Source organism: Morganella sp. GD04133 (genome assembly GCF_029835375.1).
In the GTDB taxonomy this organism is placed as follows: Bacteria; Pseudomonadota; Gammaproteobacteria; order Enterobacterales; family Enterobacteriaceae; genus Morganella; species Morganella morganii_B.
This window is the reverse complement of record NZ_JAODZS010000002.1, coordinates 124,111-140,047: the sequence shown is the minus strand read 5'-3', so window position 1 is coordinate 140,047 and position 15,937 is coordinate 124,111. Positions and strand designations below refer to the sequence as shown.

Annotated in this window: 15 protein-coding genes; 8 read left to right on the top strand and 7 right to left on the bottom strand. The window is 50.0% G+C overall.

Features of this window, described 5'->3' with window-relative positions; translation table 11 throughout:
* Nucleotides 1–61: 61 nt before the first annotated feature.
* Genes rnc through acpS form a run of 5 tightly spaced genes read left to right on the top strand, consistent with a single transcriptional unit; the run spans nucleotide 62 to nucleotide 3,565 of the window.
* Nucleotides 62–742, top strand: a complete 681-nt coding sequence (rnc, locus tag N7387_RS01520) for a ribonuclease III (protein ID WP_004236985.1) — start codon at nucleotides 62–64, stop codon at nucleotides 740–742.
* The gene (gene era / locus N7387_RS01515; RefSeq protein ID WP_004236984.1) at nucleotides 739–1,647 is read left to right on the top strand and encodes a GTPase Era; all 909 of its coding nucleotides are present in this window, start codon (nucleotides 739–741) and stop codon (nucleotides 1,645–1,647) included. The genes rnc and era overlap by 4 nt, the downstream gene beginning before the upstream one ends.
* A 7-nt stretch (nucleotides 1,648–1,654) precedes the next feature.
* Entirely contained in the window at nucleotides 1,655–2,413 is a 759-nt protein-coding gene (gene recO / locus N7387_RS01510; RefSeq protein WP_279796229.1) for a DNA repair protein RecO, read from the top strand.
* Nucleotides 2,414–2,447: 34 nt separating this feature from the next.
* Complete coding sequence (pdxJ, locus tag N7387_RS01505; RefSeq protein ID WP_024473957.1) at nucleotides 2,448–3,179, top strand: pyridoxine 5'-phosphate synthase; 732 nt, start codon at nucleotides 2,448–2,450, stop codon at nucleotides 3,177–3,179.
* Entirely contained in the window at nucleotides 3,179–3,565 is a 387-nt protein-coding gene (gene acpS / locus N7387_RS01500) for a holo-ACP synthase (protein ID WP_262861817.1), read from the top strand. Before pdxJ ends, acpS begins: the two co-directional genes overlap by 1 nt.
* A gap of 33 nt (nucleotides 3,566–3,598) precedes the next feature.
* Here acpS and N7387_RS01495 read toward each other — a convergent pair whose 3' ends face one another.
* Nucleotides 3,599–3,859, bottom strand: coding sequence for a YfhL family 4Fe-4S dicluster ferredoxin (locus N7387_RS01495; protein ID WP_015422607.1), 261 nt, complete (start codon nucleotides 3,857–3,859; stop codon nucleotides 3,599–3,601).
* Between the two features lie 361 nt (nucleotides 3,860–4,220).
* Between N7387_RS01495 and N7387_RS01490 the strand changes: the two genes are divergently transcribed.
* Both N7387_RS01490 and N7387_RS01485 read left to right on the top strand, forming a co-directional pair.
* Complete coding sequence (locus N7387_RS01490) at nucleotides 4,221–4,562, top strand: hypothetical protein (RefSeq protein WP_279796225.1); 342 nt, start codon at nucleotides 4,221–4,223, stop codon at nucleotides 4,560–4,562.
* A 291-nt stretch (nucleotides 4,563–4,853) separates the two neighbouring features.
* A complete protein-coding gene (locus N7387_RS01485; RefSeq protein WP_279796224.1) occupies nucleotides 4,854–5,012 on the top strand; it encodes a hypothetical protein in 159 nt (52 codons plus the stop codon).
* A 475-nt stretch (nucleotides 5,013–5,487) separates the two neighbouring features.
* Here N7387_RS01485 and N7387_RS01480 read toward each other — a convergent pair whose 3' ends face one another.
* Complete coding sequence (locus tag N7387_RS01480; RefSeq protein ID WP_279796223.1) at nucleotides 5,488–6,144, bottom strand: type II CAAX endopeptidase family protein; 657 nt, start codon at nucleotides 6,142–6,144, stop codon at nucleotides 5,488–5,490.
* A 517-nt stretch (nucleotides 6,145–6,661) separates the two neighbouring features.
* Here N7387_RS01480 and N7387_RS01475 point away from each other — a divergent pair.
* Nucleotides 6,662–7,201 (top strand): DUF4234 domain-containing protein, encoded by a 540-nt coding sequence (locus N7387_RS01475; protein WP_279796222.1) that lies wholly within the window; start codon nucleotides 6,662–6,664, stop codon nucleotides 7,199–7,201.
* Between the two features lie 113 nt (nucleotides 7,202–7,314).
* On the opposite strand, the gene N7387_RS01470 is transcribed toward N7387_RS01475, so the two are convergent.
* The 5 genes from N7387_RS01470 to tssA are packed head-to-tail and all read right to left on the bottom strand — an operon-like array spanning nucleotide 7,315 to nucleotide 15,934.
* Entirely contained in the window at nucleotides 7,315–9,048 is a 1,734-nt protein-coding gene (locus N7387_RS01470) for a type VI secretion system baseplate subunit TssF (RefSeq protein WP_279796221.1), read from the bottom strand.
* 46 nt (nucleotides 9,049–9,094) lie between these two features.
* Nucleotides 9,095–9,574, bottom strand: coding sequence for an Hcp family type VI secretion system effector (locus N7387_RS01465; protein ID WP_262882107.1), 480 nt, complete (start codon nucleotides 9,572–9,574; stop codon nucleotides 9,095–9,097).
* An 11-nt stretch (nucleotides 9,575–9,585) separates the two neighbouring features.
* Nucleotides 9,586–10,923 (bottom strand): VasL domain-containing protein, encoded by a 1,338-nt coding sequence (locus tag N7387_RS01460; protein ID WP_279796220.1) that lies wholly within the window; start codon nucleotides 10,921–10,923, stop codon nucleotides 9,586–9,588.
* 14 nt (nucleotides 10,924–10,937) lie between these two features.
* Entirely contained in the window at nucleotides 10,938–14,480 is a 3,543-nt protein-coding gene (gene tssM, locus N7387_RS01455; protein WP_279796218.1) for a type VI secretion system membrane subunit TssM, read from the bottom strand.
* Nucleotides 14,480–15,934, bottom strand: coding sequence for a type VI secretion system protein TssA (tssA, locus tag N7387_RS01450; RefSeq protein ID WP_279796217.1), 1,455 nt, complete (start codon nucleotides 15,932–15,934; stop codon nucleotides 14,480–14,482). The genes tssM and tssA overlap by 1 nt, the downstream gene beginning before the upstream one ends.
* Between the last annotated feature and the right edge of the window lie 3 nt (nucleotides 15,935–15,937).

Below are 15,937 nucleotides of genomic sequence, written 5' to 3'. Positions count from 1 at the left end.
TTTTCGCGGCTACAGGTCTGTTGCGTGTGCGTTTTATAAACATCCTAATTTTTGGTCGCACATGAACCCGATAGTCATAAACCAGCTGCAGCGAAAACTCGGCTATACTTTTACCCGTCAGGACTTATTAATGCAGGCACTCACTCACCGCAGTGCCAGCAGCAAACATAACGAACGCCTGGAATTTCTCGGCGATTCTATTTTAAGTTTTGTTATTGCCAATGATTTATATCACCGTTTCCCGAAAGTGGATGAAGGGGATATGAGCCGGATGCGCGCCACACTGGTGCGCGGAAATACCCTGGCGGAACTGGCCCGTGAATTTAACCTCGGCGAATGTCTGCGCCTGGGACCCGGAGAGCTGAAAAGCGGCGGCAGCCGCCGTGAATCCATTCTCGCGGATACTGTTGAAGCCCTGATTGGCGGGATTTTTCTCGACAGTGATATTCAGACAATTGAGCGGATTATCCTCAGCTGGTATGAATCCAGACTGAACGAAATCTCGCCCGGGGATAAACAAAAAGACCCGAAAACCCGGTTACAGGAATACCTGCAGGGGCGGCATCTGCCTCTGCCGAACTACCTGGTTGTTCAGGTAAAAGGTGAAGCTCACGATCAGGAGTTCACCATTCACTGCCAAATCAGCGGTGTTGAACAGCCGGTAAAAGGAACCGGTTCCAGCCGCCGGAAAGCCGAACAGGCCGCGGCGGAACAAGCATTAATTTTGTTGGAGCTTGAATGAGCGAAGAAAACACCTATTGCGGCTTTGTCGCGATAGTCGGACGTCCCAATGTGGGCAAATCCACCTTACTGAACCAGTTACTGGGTCAGAAAGTCTCTATTACCTCGCGGAAACCGCAAACCACGCGGCACCGCATTATGGGAATCGATACACAGGATAATTATCAGATTATTTATGTGGATACCCCGGGGCTGCATATTGAGGAGAAACGGGCAATCAACCGCCTGATGAACCGTGCAGCCAGCAGCTCCATCGGTGACGTTGAGCTGGTGATTTTTATGGTTGAAGGCACTAACTGGACGCCGGATGATGAGATGGTACTGAATAAAGTCCGCTCTCTGCGCTGTCCGGTGTTGCTTGCCATCAACAAAGTGGACAACGTGGAAGATAAAACCAAACTGCTGCCGCATATTGCGTTCCTCAGTCAGCAGATGGATTTCCTCGACGTGGTGCCGCTCAGTGCCGAGAAGAAAATGAACGTCGATACCATTGCGAACATTGTGCGTCAGCATATTCCGCAGGCGCCGTTCCACTTCCCGGAAGATTACATCACTGACCGCTCGCAGCGTTTTATGGCCTCTGAAATCATCCGTGAAAAACTGATGCGTTTCCTCGGCGATGAACTGCCGTACTCAGTAACGGTGGAAATCGAACAGTTTGTTGTGCAGGACAACGGTGTATTTCAGATCAACGGTCTGATCCTCGTTGAGCGCGAAGGCCAGAAAAAAATGGTTATCGGCAACAAAGGCAGCCGTATCAAAACGATCGGGACTGAATCCCGTATTGATATGGAACGCCTGTTTGATGCCCGTGTTCACCTCGAACTGTGGGTGAAAGTCAAAGCCGGCTGGGCCGATGACGAACGGGCACTGCGCAGCCTGGGTTATGTTGACGACCTGAAGTAACGCAGCAATGGACGGCTGGCAGCGCGCATTTGTACTCCATAGTCGCCCTTACAGTGAAACCAGCCTGATGCTGGATGTGTTCACTGAACAGGAAGGGCGGCAGCGCCTGCTGGCGAAAGGGGCGCGCCGCCGCCGTTCCGGTCTCAAAGGGGCATTGCAGCCCTTTACGCCGCTGCTGATCCGCTGGGGCGGGCGCGGGGAACTGAAAACCCTGCGCGACGCGGATCCTATCTCCCTCGCATTACCTCTTACCGGCACTGTTCTTTACAGCGGTTTGTATATCAATGAGTTGCTCTCCCGTGTGCTGGCTAACGGCGTCACGTATTCCGCGCTGTTTTTTGATTACCTGCGCTGCCTTCAGTATCTCGCGGCCAGCGATACCACACCGGAACAGGCACTGCGTCAGTTTGAGCTGGCACTGCTGCATCATATCGGCTACGGCGTGGACTTTCTCCACTGTGCGGGCAGCGGGCAGGAAGTCTCTGATACCATGACCTATCGCTACCGCGAGGAAAAAGGCTTTATCGCCAGCCTGGTGGTGGATAACAGCAGCTTCACCGGTCGTGAGCTGAAAGCACTTGCCGCCCGGGAATTTCCGGATACGGAAACGTTACGTGCCGCCAAACGCTTCACCCGTATCGCCTTAAAACCCTATCTCGGCGGAAAGCCATTGAAAAGCCGCGAATTATTTCGTCAATTTGTGCGCCCGCCGTTGGTTTCAAAAGAAAATGCCCGCGATGGTTCCTCTTCGTCTGAAAAAGGTTAAACTGAACAGCATAAGTTACCCGGAGGATGAAAAAATGAGTGAAGTTTTATTGGGTGTAAACATTGACCACATTGCAACTGTCCGTAATGCGCGCGGCACCAACTATCCGGACCCGGTTCAGGCGGCATTTGTCGCAGAGCAGGCGGGTGCGGAAGGTATTACCGTGCATCTGCGCGAAGACCGCCGCCATATCACCGATCGTGATGTGGAACTGCTGAGACAAACCATTCAGACCCGTATGAACCTGGAAATGGCGGTCACCGATGAAATGGTTGATATTGCCTGCCGTATCAAACCGGCGTTCTGCTGCCTGGTGCCGGAAAAACGTCAGGAAGTCACCACAGAAGGCGGGCTGGATGTCGCCGGTCAGAAAGAAAAAATCGCCCGTGCGGTGAAACGTCTGACTGAAGCCGGTATTAAAGTTTCCCTGTTTATCGACCCGGATCATACTCAGATTGATGCGGCAGATGATGTCGGCGCACCGTTCATTGAAATCCACACCGGCGCTTATGCGGATGCGGAAACGTCTCAGGAAGAAGACAAAGAATTTATCCGTATTAAAGATGCGGTCGCCTATGCGGCTGGTAAAGGCCTGAAAGTGAATGCCGGACACGGTCTTAACTATCACAACGTTCAGCGCGTAGCAGCACTGCCGGCGATTTATGAGCTGAATATCGGCCACGCGATTATCGGCCGTGCGGTCTTCAGCGGGCTGGCTGCGGCTGTTGCGGATATGAAAACCCTGCTGCGGGAAGCCCGTCGTTAATGGCAATTGTCGGCATTGGTACAGATATTGTTGAAATAAGTCGTATTGAAGCGGTTATCGGGCGTTCCGGTGACCGCTTTGCAAAACGGATCCTCAGTGACGCGGAGTGGGACGTGTACCGGCAGCATAAACAACCGGTGCGCTTTCTGGCCAAGCGCTTTGCGGTTAAAGAAGCCGCATCCAAAGCGCTGGGCACCGGGATCCGTCAGGGGCTGGCGTTTAATCAGTTTGAAGTCAGCAATGACTCACTCGGCAAACCTAACCTGACCTTTCTCGGCTATGCCGGAGAACTGGCTGCCGCCCGTGAAGTCACACACTACCATGTCTCTATTGCCGACGAGCGTCATTACGCTTGTGCAACGGTTATCCTTGAAACCAATTCCTGACAGATGCGCCCGGCTGCGGGCGCATCATTGCGCTTAAATCTTATCGGCGTGGTACATCAGCACAAACTTATCCCACAACATTTCCTGTGTCTCGGTATGCTCCGGGTCGATAATAATCGTGTTGGTAATCGGACAGACGGACTGGCAGGTCGGTTTATCATAATGCCCGACACACTCAGTACATAAATCAGGATTAATTTCATAGATAGAATCCCCCATTGAAATTGCTTCATTGGGGCACTCGGGTTCGCACATATCACAATTTATGCAACGTTCGGTAATCAGTAACGCCATAGTCGCTATCACCATATAAATTATTTAAAATTCAGTAACTTATATCTTGCACTTATACGTTACTATCTAACCGGTTTCTGTAAATATAACCAGTATTATAACCTTGGTTTTCCTGTTTCAGGAACACAAATCAGCAACACAAGCCTTTACTCCTGCTGTCACTGTCTTAATTATCTCAAAAAATCGCGCTGAGCAAAGTACGAAAGAAAAAATTTTTCCGGCTGTGTGCGTTGTCTGGTTCCGTAAAATGCAAAGCGTACACTTATTACTCTGTGATTTTCGGATAAATTATACGCTTTTAAATCATCTGAAAAGGATAGTATATGTTACTTAATGCCCATTTTAATAAAAGTGAAATTACATGGATACTGATAAAACAGACGTCACCGTGGTCGGAAGAGGCGTGTTAAATGCGTTTTGGTTCGGGCTTATCGTATTTATAGCCGCACTGGTTATTAATGAGGTCAGCGCTCATAACAATTCTGGCGGGTGGTCAACGTTGTCCAGAGGCTTGAGTATGGCATTTATTATTTTTGGTGCAGGTGTCTATTGTCTTTTCTTCTCTGTGATTGCGTTGAGTGAATTAGTCAGTAACAGAAAAAACGGTAACGTTGATACGACCCGGGTAATGATAGCACTGACGTTTCATGGCATCGTTGCTTTAATAGTTACCTGTTTAACATTTTCTGTTTTCTGTACATAGCCATTACAGTTTTTGTTATTCCGGGGTATAAATCGCCCCGGCCGTGCAAGGCAGCTGACGGTAAACAAGGTAAATAGATAATGCGGGAGACTGAAACGGAGGGGCAAAAAAAAGCCCCGTAACCAAGGAACGGGGCAAGCCGGGAAGTAAACCATAAACACACAATTACGAAGGATACTATTAGGTAATTATACATACTTAAGTTAAATGTATCCTAAACGATATTTCACTAAGCGCAATGTGTCAGGCGGTGTCAGGCGGTGTCCGGCTTCCGGAGCTAAATTTACGCCTGTGTTTCTGGCTGTTATGGATCGTGTGGCTGAGTGTAAAGCGGCGGCTCAGGAAACGGGTGATATTGAAACGGCAGAATGCCTGGCGGCAATGTATGATGGTACAAAACCGGAAGATTATCTTGTTGAGCCCATCCGTGAGATCAAGCCTGCTCACTGAGCAGGCTTTTTTAATACATCTTTATCAATGAGTATGAGTGCCGCCATATATACATATCGGATACAGCCATGCGGGCATATCTTTACAATCCTGATTGCATGTATGCTGACCCCACATGACACAGGAAAACGCAGGGGCAGAAGAAAAAACAATCACAGCAGTAAAAAGGGAACAAAGTATCTTTTTCATATTCACCTCTGTAATCCTCTCTGTAATGAGTGTTGTTGTGAATTATTGTCGTCGCTAAAAGTGATTTTTAACATAATAACCTGATTAAGTTAATCATGGCGGTAGAAAATAAAATGAGATCTGCGTCAAAAAACATAACAGCAACAAAATAACAACGTTGTGATTACGTTGCCGGGGTGTTTTCAGTGGTGAATCCGGATTGAATTGATACTGTGAACAGCATGGAAATGAATCGTTTTTTCATTTGTTGACTCTTTGGTTTACAAACACAGATCCTGACTCTCATTTAGCTGACATCTGTCAAAAGAAAAAACAGCAGCATGTATATGCCATTATACAGAGCATGTAAGACAATCGGTGCTATAAGGGAATTCGTCTTAATTCTGACCAGACAAAAAATAACGGACATCACAAAAATCATAATGAATGTGACGGGGGAATGATACTGAGAGTGTACTAATGCAAATAAGAGCGAGGTGATAAGAATGGCTATGTGTTTACCATTCGGGCCATATCCTATTCCTGTATTCAGCAGAAAGCCTCTGAAAATAATCTCTTCAATAACCGGTGCAGCAAAAATAATAGCTGCGACCATCATAAACTGGTGCAAAGGGGACAGGGTAAATATCCGCAGCATCCACGTTTCATTTTCGCCGAAAAACTGGGTTGCAACAGATAATATCATCATCGCGATTACCGGCAACCAGAGATTTGACAATGGTATTGTACCGAAAGGCATCAGTCCGGTTCGTTTCTGGTAAAATGCCCGGGAAAACAGAGAATAAGGCAGGACAAATAAGATCATAAATACCGGCCAGGCTGCAAAGACGCCGTTGCTGGTGGTCGCTCCGGGGAACGCCAGTATCGCAAACTGAATTAAGAACCAACCCGCAAAAAAAACAACACAGACTAAACTGTGTTGTACTCTGTCTATCGATGTCATTTATTAACCTGATTATTTACCGGAAAAAGTAATTCTAATATAGTTGTCGTGAAAAACAAAAAATATTTATTGTTCTGCGCTAAGGTTTCCGGGACAGTTGTATATCTTCTGTCCGATTAATAATGGTTACAGACAGGTGAGTTATCATCACTCACTATTTTGTCACCGTTCGCACAAACTCTCATTATGTGTAGTTGTGTGACTATTTTATTGAAACTGTTATGTTCAGATTAAATATGAATTCTGCCGCAGTGTATTTTGATAAGATAATCATCATCACTGGATTACGTTGGTCAAAAATTTCTTATTTATCTTATTTTTTGAATTTTAACGCCAACTTAATGTTAAAGCATTTATGATTTATCTGTAAAACTGTAATATATCAACATTAAATTTTTTGGTGATCGTGTTTGCATTATGCGATAGCAGCAGAAAATGACGAATATAATTTACAGATATATTAATCAACAGAACAGGAAATTCCTGTGTATTATTTAATCAATGCAGCGGATATATAATGAAAGATATTAATACATTAAAGTCAATCACAAATCAGGGTACAGGTCGGTTTGTATTACTCAGTATGTTAACAGCGGGTATTTATCCGGTAATGTGGGCCTGGAAGAATGCAGATGCATTTAATTCAGAACTGAAAGAAAAAACATTTGAAAGTAAGATATTTATTTATCTTGCAATTGTCATGGGTCTATCTTTACATATGGATGTGCTGAGTATGATGAATAATGTATATCATGACCGATATACTGCCGGGCCGGATGACATATATACTATATTAAGTAATGTGTTTTCCATTTCTGTCACTGTTTTCTGGGTTGTCTGGTCGTTCAAAATGAAGCGTGCGCTGGAAAATTATGCAGAAAGAGAGTTCGGCATTACATTATATCTTAACAGAACCCTGACATTTCTCTTTCAATACTTCTATATTAACTATTGCATGAATGCATTAGAAGAAGATTTTTCCCGGGGAAAAATGCTGACAGATGTCCGGAATAATCAGATCAATCACAGTACTGATAATGATGACGATAAAATTTAATGTATCGCTGTCCTGTTGACGAATAAATACGCGGTTAATCCCTTCTTTGAAAACGGGCAGTTTATCTCTGATAACTGCCCGTTTATTTCAGTGACAGCCTCCCGGGTACTGATTTAAATCAGCGACTTATATCCGTTCAGTAAATAAGGTGATAAATGCCAGACCGTATCATTATCGGTGAATTGTACATTCATTTTCAGCAGCATATTTTCTGACAGGCAGAACGGAAAGAAATGATATAAATGCATCACAAACATAAAGGCATCGCCGGGATTATCATATTTGTGTGCATCGAGTGTCATTGTCAGATCCAGACAGCGGTATGGTTTTCCGCGGACAAGACGGTCTTCCAGTACCGAATCAACCGCATGAATGCCACTCAGCAGCTGGTTTATCTGCTTGCAGCGCTGCCGGTCTGTTTCCTGGTATAACACATAGTCGCTGATCAGCTGTTTCACTGAATCAACAGATGACAGCATAAAGCTGTTGGCGCTGTAATGTGACAGCAGATTCCAGTAAGCGTGGTTATCCGTTATCGGCGGATAGCACGGTGTACATTGTGTGACACCGGAGGCAGTCAGCAAATCCGGCAGCTGCGGACTGAGATGGCTGATATCCGCAGCACGGCTTTGCGGCGCACTGATAATGCAGCGGTAAGTACAGCGGAAATGCGGCCCCGGCGGGAGGGTGAGCGCTTTACCGTGATTATCATAAAAATGGATATAATAATGATTCTGACCGGTGATGGTTTTATCGATACTGAGTGCGTAGAACCAGGCATCCTGATATTGCGGCAGCAGCCGGGAAGCGGGGGCGAGGTGAATCACCGGATGGAAATCGGCGACAATGCCCCGTGATTCCTCATGCGGCTCAAAAGACAGCTGAATATGCTTAAGCTCCGTAATGTAATATCCGTCATCCACCGGCAGGCGATAAACCGCTTCATTTTCACGGAAATCCAGGATGACTTCGTTTTCTTTTTCCTGGTTTACAACTGCGGCACAATTAAGCAGAAAGCTGTTTGTCAGCTGATCATTACGCAATGGCAACTGTTTACTGAAATAGATATTCAGTGTGAAGGTGTCTGCGGATACCCAGTCCAGCACCGGAACAATCGCCGGAATATCAATGCTGATAAAGTGATGGACATGATCGATATATAATCCTTCCAGCAATTTTTGCGGCCAGTTCGGTTTTTCATCCGCGCCGGATAACACGGCGTTATGTTTTCCTATCTGCGGAATAAAGCTGAACCGGGTTTCATCACCGTGATACAGCGTATTGTTATGAGCCAGTTCAATATGATCAAAATACTGACTCAGCCAAAGTAATAAAATACCGGCGGAAGAAACATCGGGATCAAGAAAACAGCTGAGTTGTGCGGTTTCCGGCTTTTTGTGGCTGCCGCGGTATCTGAATTCCAGTGACAGACAGCTTTTTGACGGATGATGCGTCACATAGCGGCGTAATAAGGTGTAAGGCTGCATCAGTACCGGGTTACAGGTTGTGAAGATTTCCTCAGCCGCGCCTTTTACCTCGGTACTGGCGGGGATAGGCAGCGGAAAATCAATCTGCTCCTGACCATCAAAACGGACAACCGAAGTGGCCGGGATACCTTTTATTGCACGGGATTGCAGGCGCTGTAACAGCGGCAGGGTAATTTCAGGAAAGGCATCATCCACTTTTTCCTGCAACCGGGCGCTGAGAAAGGCAAACCCTTCCAGCAGGCTGCCGCTTTGTTCATCATCCGGGTCGAGTACATCAGCAAGATGCGGATAGTCGCGGATAAACCTGCGGCTGAGTTGCTGTAAATAATGTTGTTCCTGTAAAAATTTAATTTCGCTCATGAGTGACTCTGCCGCTGCCGGTAATCAGTATGTAGTGTACGGAAAATTAACGTGTGATCTCTTCCTGGCAGCAATAGCCGGATGTTCCTGCCATAACATGCTGGAAAATAATATCTTTGTATTTCACACTGACGGTTTCCTCCGGCTGCGCGTCATTATTATCCGCAGAGTGCGGATAATTACTGTTAATATTGACAATAGATGCCTGACGTAATGTGACGGTGAAATACTTTTCCTGTGAGCCGTTTTGTGACGTCCGGTAAAAACTGAATACCATTTCCATCACTTCATTATTGGCAATCGCATTTGCCAGCAGCGGGGTGGATTTATCCAGCAGCTTGACAAAATTCACCGGGCTGAATGTCAGGTTCTGGGTACGACTGAACATATTATTCAGATGGAGTACAAATATTTCATTTTCATGGCCCTGCTGATATTTATTACCGATAGAATCAAGACTGCCGCAACCCTGTGAAATATTGCCCTGCTGGTTTCCGCTGAGATTTAAATAGATCATATTCGCCATAATGGTTTTCCTTATTCCTGTTTGCCGCTGCCGGGTTTCAGACCCGCCTGTTCCGCCTGTTTTTGTAAATCCGCATAAAGCGCAATCAGGCCGTTAAGCTGCTGGTTAATCCGGTGCAGCTGTGCGGCTGAAACCGGCCGGCCGTTGCGGATGTCGTCAGACAAGGCCCGCAGATATTCTTCTGCCGGAACTGTTTTTGAATGAGCCTGCCGGATGTTGTAGATTTCCGTTTTCAGATACGACAGGGTAAAACTGCCGCGTTTTTTTTCCCGTTCAACAATGGTGTTGGACAGTGCCTGTAACCGTTCATTGGTGAGATACCAGCTGTCCGTGGGTTCCGCATCAGCAATCCGCATCTGCAGAGTGTCCTGCCAGCGGCGGGTGGCATACGCCTGATCCGGGTCGTTCGGCCAGCGCTGACGGGCAATGTCGGTCATCTTTTCGGTCAGCAGCAGCGGGGCAACCGGAGATTGTTGTTCCGCATCGGCCAGAACCTGTCCGTAAGTCGCCAGCTGCGGGTTGGCAAACCACAGAACCGGCGCACTGCCGGGCTGTGCGGCGACGCTGTCCAGTTCATCTTTCACTGGTTTGTAGACAGTGAAGAACAGCACGGCGATCAGAATCAGTCCGGTGACCAGACCCGCCGCAAATCCGGCAAACGGAAAGGTTTTGCGGGGTGGCGGCGGTTCCGGCACCATCTGCACAAAACGGACGGTGCTGTGACCGGAATTGCCGTCAGACGCCGCATGGCTTCCGGAGCCTGCCGGGCTCTCTTCCGCGATATAGATCAGCGGAGCGACGGTTACCGGCGGCACGTCACCGCCTGCCGCCGGTGAGAGTTGCTCAAGCTCTTTGGCGGCATTACGGAAGTAAAACTGCAGATTATCCGTGATCGGCATTTTGCCGGACGGTGCCTGCGACAGCCGTCCGGTGATCAGCTGTAACGCCCGCTCTGCCCGGTAGAGCAGGCGCAGGTCATCACGGCGGAAGGCGAGACGGCGTACGGTTGCCATGGCCCGTGTGATAAACCAGTTAAGAATCTCAATGCGGTGATTGATTTGCGGCGGCCATACCGCATCCCAGTCATGAACCATCATCATAGCAATCAGCTCACAACCTTCCGTCAGCCCCGCCAGACCGCCGCGGTGCAGACGGGCAAGGGTGTAGTAAACCGCCGTCTGCAAATCCACGCCGTTTTGTCTGAACAGTTCCAGGGATTTGGCCTCCACCCGCGACCAGCTGACTTCCGGCTGGGACGGGTGACTGAGTTTATTTATTTCTTCCCGGATTTCCGCGAATGCCGGTAAATCCAGCGGGGAAGTGCCTGTCCGGATAACAATGCCGTCCATATTTTTCTCCGTCATTAATACAGGGTTTCAGGCAGGCTGAAACGGGAAAACAGATTGCCGGAGAATGGATTATCCGACTCATCAACAGAGATGCGGTAGGTCATTTCCCCGTCATCCACCGTAAAGCGGACATCGAAACTGTCGGCGTTCACATTGGTCAGTTTACCGGACTGAATCAGCCGGATGAGTGCCCACGGGCCATTGCGGACAATCGCACGCGGTGATTTGCCGGTGGAGCCGGAAACCAGGGTCAGCTTACTTTCTCCGCCGGAACGCATGGAGTTAGGCCAGATCATATGAACGGTGTTGCTGCGTCCGTGTGCATAATCGAGAATTTGTCCGTCAAGATTCAGCACACTGCGCCGTTTGTTTCCGGACAACTGGACCGGTTCAATGGCAAACTGAGTTTCAAGGTTACCCTGCGGGGTAAAGAAGGTATTACGGATGCGGTTGGCCGTTTCAATCTGTTCCAGCACATCCGGGCGGATCAGTGACTGCCCGTCCTCATTCACCAGCAGATTGTTCTCGGCAAACGGCCGCAGATTCTGCTGCCAGAAAGCATCCAGTGTCCCGCCCGGTTTGAAAAAGCGCTCAAACTCACTCAGCGGAACATCACGGTTTGATTGCGGATCAAACGGATAACGGCCGGCAATGTAGCTGTTGTACTGTTTGACCACGGATTCATTCCATTCCACTTCGAGATAACGGATCGCCTCTTTCTGCACCACAATCCACGCCTGGTCAGCCAGTTCACCAATCCAGCGGCCGAGAGGTTCCGGCATGGTTTTCGCCATCTGGCTGACTTCAAAAATGGCATCGCGGTTATTTTCTTCCAGACGCAGAAAAACGGCTTTCAGTGCGGCTTTGCCCGGCACCGGCGCATTTGCGATACTGAGCAGGTAACGATGCAGGTCATTCAGTTTCTGGTTGACGTTTTGCAGGTTTTCGCCGTTGTTACTGACCAGTATTTCTGTCTGCGGCGCGAATTCGCGGTTGATCCGCCCGAGTAACCGGTACTCACCCTGCGTCATAAGGGCCTGTTTTTCTTTCTCTGTCAGGTTGTTGTCCACGGCAGGCAGACTGGTGTTATCCCGCAGGATTTGCAGGGCCCGGCGTAACGGCTGCTCGCCGCTGATAATTTGCTCCAGCGCACTGATTTCATCCTGGATGGTTTCAAACTCACGGACTTCCAGATTGCTCATTGCTGCCCGCCAGTTTGCGGCATAATCACCGAGGTACTGTTCGCTGATCTGATGCTGAATCTCCCGGCGGTCACTTTCGCTGTAACGGACATCCTGTGACAAATTCAGTACCCAGGCATCCAGTGCGGTCAGATCCACCAGCGCCTCATTCTGCCGGATAAAGTAATTGGTCAGTCCGTTGCGGGTCAGGAACTGCGGCACTTCCAGTTTTTCATCATCCAGTGAAACGAAAACATGGCTGAAACTCGGCCCGATCATATGGCGCAGATCCAGCGGTGACGACAGCTCATTGAGGCCTTTCAGGCGCAGTGTCTGATATACCCGCTGATAGAGCGAAAGGCGGCTCAGCTCTTTCTGGGCGTTACGGATAGCCGGGGCAAACGGTTGGAAGGCCTGACCGGCTAACGCATCTCCGCGCTCGCGGTCTGCTGCCCAGTCGGTATGCTCAAGGGCATAATCCAGGTGCGCCATCAGCTGTGACTGAATTTCGTTTTGCCCGGTGAATTCACGGCTCCAGCGTTTGCGCAGGTAATCTTTGACAATCGCATTATTACGGCCGCTTTTGTCTTCCAGCATGCGCATGACACGCAGAATAGTGAGCTTTTCCTCGCTGTTTTCCGGCGCACGGGCCAGATCCTGCTGTAATCCGGCCATGATGGCCGGCAGAAAACGTTCGATCAGCAGTTGCAGATAACTTTTTTCCACATACGGGCCGACTTTTTTCCCCTGATACAGACCAAGATCGGTCAGGATACCGTTTTTCTCGCGGTAATTGCCGTAAGCCAGCGTGGCTTCCGACAGCGGATTGAGGATAGGCAACTGACGCACGCCGGTGGTGTCCTGCTGGTTATCCGCCGTCACACTGCTGAATGCACTGACTTCGGAGAGCACGTTTTTACCTGCCTGGTAGTTCTGGTCATAATAATGATGCCAGCCGACCCAGAGGGCAATAATCCCTGCCGCCGTTGCCAGCGAGGCAAAAAAGACGTTGTGGTGATGGCGGCGTAACCAGAAACGGTTTTCTGCCGCCAGATTCGGTTCTGAGAACAGCACATCACGGAACAGCTGACCGGTAAACCAGGGCTGACTTTCACTGACCGGCCAGGTATGTGTCGGTGCGGGCGGCAGGTTGTACTGCATGGCGGCGCTTTGCGTGAAGATATCGTCGATCTGACCGCGCTGGGCGGAAGAGGTCAGATAAATACCGCGGATCAGCGGGATGTCGTCATCATTGCTGCCGATAAGTTGTTCTGTCAGTTCTGTCACCCGGTTCTGCAGCCCGACCATCTGGCGGATAAAGCTGAACAGCTCGCTGCGCTGGCTGTCATCGACCCGGTTCAGCATCATTTCCGGCAGAGCGGCGTTGAGCTGACTGATCCATTTCTCCCAGAAGGTGGTGAGTTCACTGATCCAGTTGTGCTGATCGTCCCGGGTAAATGTGACGCCGAGAACGGATTCCTGTTCTGCCACACCCAGTGACTGGAACATGGCACTGAAACCCTGTAACAGATCCAGTTTGGTCAGCACGATATACACCGGAGGACGGGTGTTAAAGGCAAGGCGGATATCCTGCAACCGCATATGAATATCGGCAAAATAACGGCTGCCGGCTTCTTTGTCTTCGGTCATCAGCCGGGCGGTGTCGATGGTCAGAATGATACCGTTCAGTGGCTGACGGGTACGCTCCTCTGCCATGCGCCCGAGCAGGCTGTTCCACAGGCGGTGATACAGCTGCGGTTTTTCACTGTCATCGTGCGGCTGCGTGATCAGATGCCCGCGCGGCATCAGCAGCACGGCTTTATCTGTCAGTGAGCAGCGGACATGCAGGGCGATACCGTCTTCTGAGACGATCCTGTCCTGCGGTACCAGATCCAGCAGGCCGAGATTAGCGGAAAACAGGGTATGTTTGCCGCTGTTTTCCGCGCCGAGCACCAGATACCACGGGCGCTGATAGAGTGAATGACGATTGTCGCCGAGGTGACGGCGCAGTTCGCTGAGCCAGCGGCTGAGATAGCGGTTCTGAAATTCAATATCTTTGCGGACCGGGTCTGAAACGGTCAGTTCAACATCCAGTTTCAGTTTTTCCAGTTCGCGGACACGCCGCCGGGCGGTGTATCCCACCCAACCGATAACAACCAGGAACAGCCCGAATGTTGCCAGCCAGCGGGCGCTGACCGGACGCAGCGGATAGTCATCACGGAAGCTGAAATCCGCTCCCCAAATCCAAATAAGGATCAGCGCCGGAATGATGGCCAGAAAAACAGCCCATGCCGATTTAAGTCTGGGTTTATCGGTTTTAAACCATTTTCTGATCAGGCCCTGTGCATCCACGGATGATAAGGATGGTTTTTTCATTAAACGTTATTCCTTCTGAAATCGGACTCCGGAAGTTTTCCGGTAAGCTGTTGCAGTAAAGCGGGTTCCCACTGCGTTACTGTGCTGCGTGATACGATGTCATGCAGTTGCTGATACTGAGCCTGAGCAAGTCCCGTCATGCCTGACTGCTCAAACAGTGATGCTGCCAGAAGTTGCAGGCAGACGCGGTCACGCAGCTGTTCAGCCCGGTTTATGGCGGTGTCAATCTTTTGCAGCGCTGCATCGAGACCGCTTTCCTGATAGCAGCGGGTGATCTCATCCGTGTCTGCCCCGGCGCTGCTGACCCCGGTTGTCCCGGCGGAATCCGCTGCGGTCAGCCAGGCCAGGGTGTCAGCCCCGGCGTACGGGGTTTTATCGGAGAAACTCAGGGTGGTCAGCTGCGGCAGACGGGCGACAAACTCCGATACACAGCGGCGAATGGCCTGTGCAACGGTATCCAGTCCCAGCTGCTGCGCGGCCTGCGCGGCCAGATAATGACCGTCCAGCCAGTAAGGTGCGAGGCTGAGACTCTGTTCAATATCAGCCAGTAATACCGGATCAGCCTGTGTCAGCTGTTTGCGGTAGGCGGTAACCCGATCGGCAGCAATGGCTGCCAGCGGGGTTTTTCCGGTGGCATCGGCGGACGGTACGGACTGAATAGTGTGCCAGACAGCATAACGGCGCAGCTGATAGCCGATGGCATTTTCCGGGGCGCTGCGGCAAAGGGCATCCGCGGCATTCAGCAGGGCCGATTTGCGGGTGCGGTCATTTCCGCTGTCAAGGTCAGCGACCGGAAAACCGCCATCCGTTCCGGTTTCTGCGGCAGGCAGACTACGCGGTGCAGGATCTGCAGGCGGTGTGGTTGTGGTGGTATCTGCCGCCGGACGGACAGAGGCCGTGACAGTGTCCGGTGCGCTGTTCTCAATGCGGCGGTAACCCCGGCTCAGATCATCCAGTTTTTGTGACAGGACCTGGTGGTTTTCACTCCAGAACTGCGCCAGTCCGGCAAAATCCCCGAGGACATTATCCCGCTGTGCAGCGGAGGCCTGACGGGTAAAATTATCCTGTGCCAGCTCAAAACGCTGTAAAACCTGTTGTGTCAGACGGACTTTCAGTCTGATATTGTCAGGATAACAGTCGTGCCAGAACTGACGGCAGAACAGGGAAAAGAGTTGCGCGCCCAGCGTGATTTCCTCTGCATTTCCGGCATGCTGCAGGGTGCGCAGCAGGTGTACCACCAGGCGGAGATCTTTTGTGGTGGCAGACAGCAGAGTGAGGATCCGTGACTGAATAGCCTCAATATCCAGAGAGGCATGCGTCAGGGAGCCGAATTTAATCATTTCACCGTCGATATATTCCCAGTCCGGGTTGCTGTCACTGACCATACTGCTTATCTGCCCGGGATCAAGCGGGGCGAGCAGTTGTTCAGACCAGTTAAAACGTGTTGCTATCATGCT

Coding starts and splice junctions, on each gene's coding strand:
- rnc (WP_004236985.1), top strand. CDS start 62: ATGAACCCGATAGTCATAAACCAGCTGCAGCGAAAACTCGGCTATACT.
- era (WP_004236984.1), top strand. CDS start 739: ATGAGCGAAGAAAACACCTATTGCGGCTTTGTCGCGATAGTCGGACGT.
- recO (WP_279796229.1), top strand. CDS start 1,655: ATGGACGGCTGGCAGCGCGCATTTGTACTCCATAGTCGCCCTTACAGT.
- pdxJ (WP_024473957.1), top strand. CDS start 2,448: ATGAGTGAAGTTTTATTGGGTGTAAACATTGACCACATTGCAACTGTC.
- acpS (WP_262861817.1), top strand. CDS start 3,179: ATGGCAATTGTCGGCATTGGTACAGATATTGTTGAAATAAGTCGTATT.
- N7387_RS01495 (WP_015422607.1), bottom strand. CDS start 3,859: ATGGCGTTACTGATTACCGAACGTTGCATAAATTGTGATATGTGCGAA.
- N7387_RS01490 (WP_279796225.1), top strand. CDS start 4,221: ATGGATACTGATAAAACAGACGTCACCGTGGTCGGAAGAGGCGTGTTA.
- N7387_RS01480 (WP_279796223.1), bottom strand. CDS start 6,144: ATGACATCGATAGACAGAGTACAACACAGTTTAGTCTGTGTTGTTTTT.
- N7387_RS01475 (WP_279796222.1), top strand. CDS start 6,662: ATGAAAGATATTAATACATTAAAGTCAATCACAAATCAGGGTACAGGT.
- N7387_RS01470 (WP_279796221.1), bottom strand. CDS start 9,048: ATGAGCGAAATTAAATTTTTACAGGAACAACATTATTTACAGCAACTC.
- N7387_RS01465 (WP_262882107.1), bottom strand. CDS start 9,574: ATGGCGAATATGATCTATTTAAATCTCAGCGGAAACCAGCAGGGCAAT.
- N7387_RS01460 (WP_279796220.1), bottom strand. CDS start 10,923: ATGGACGGCATTGTTATCCGGACAGGCACTTCCCCGCTGGATTTACCG.
- tssM (WP_279796218.1), bottom strand. CDS start 14,480: ATGAAAAAACCATCCTTATCATCCGTGGATGCACAGGGCCTGATCAGA.
- tssA (WP_279796217.1), bottom strand. CDS start 15,934: ATGATAGCAACACGTTTTAACTGGTCTGAACAACTGCTCGCCCCGCTT.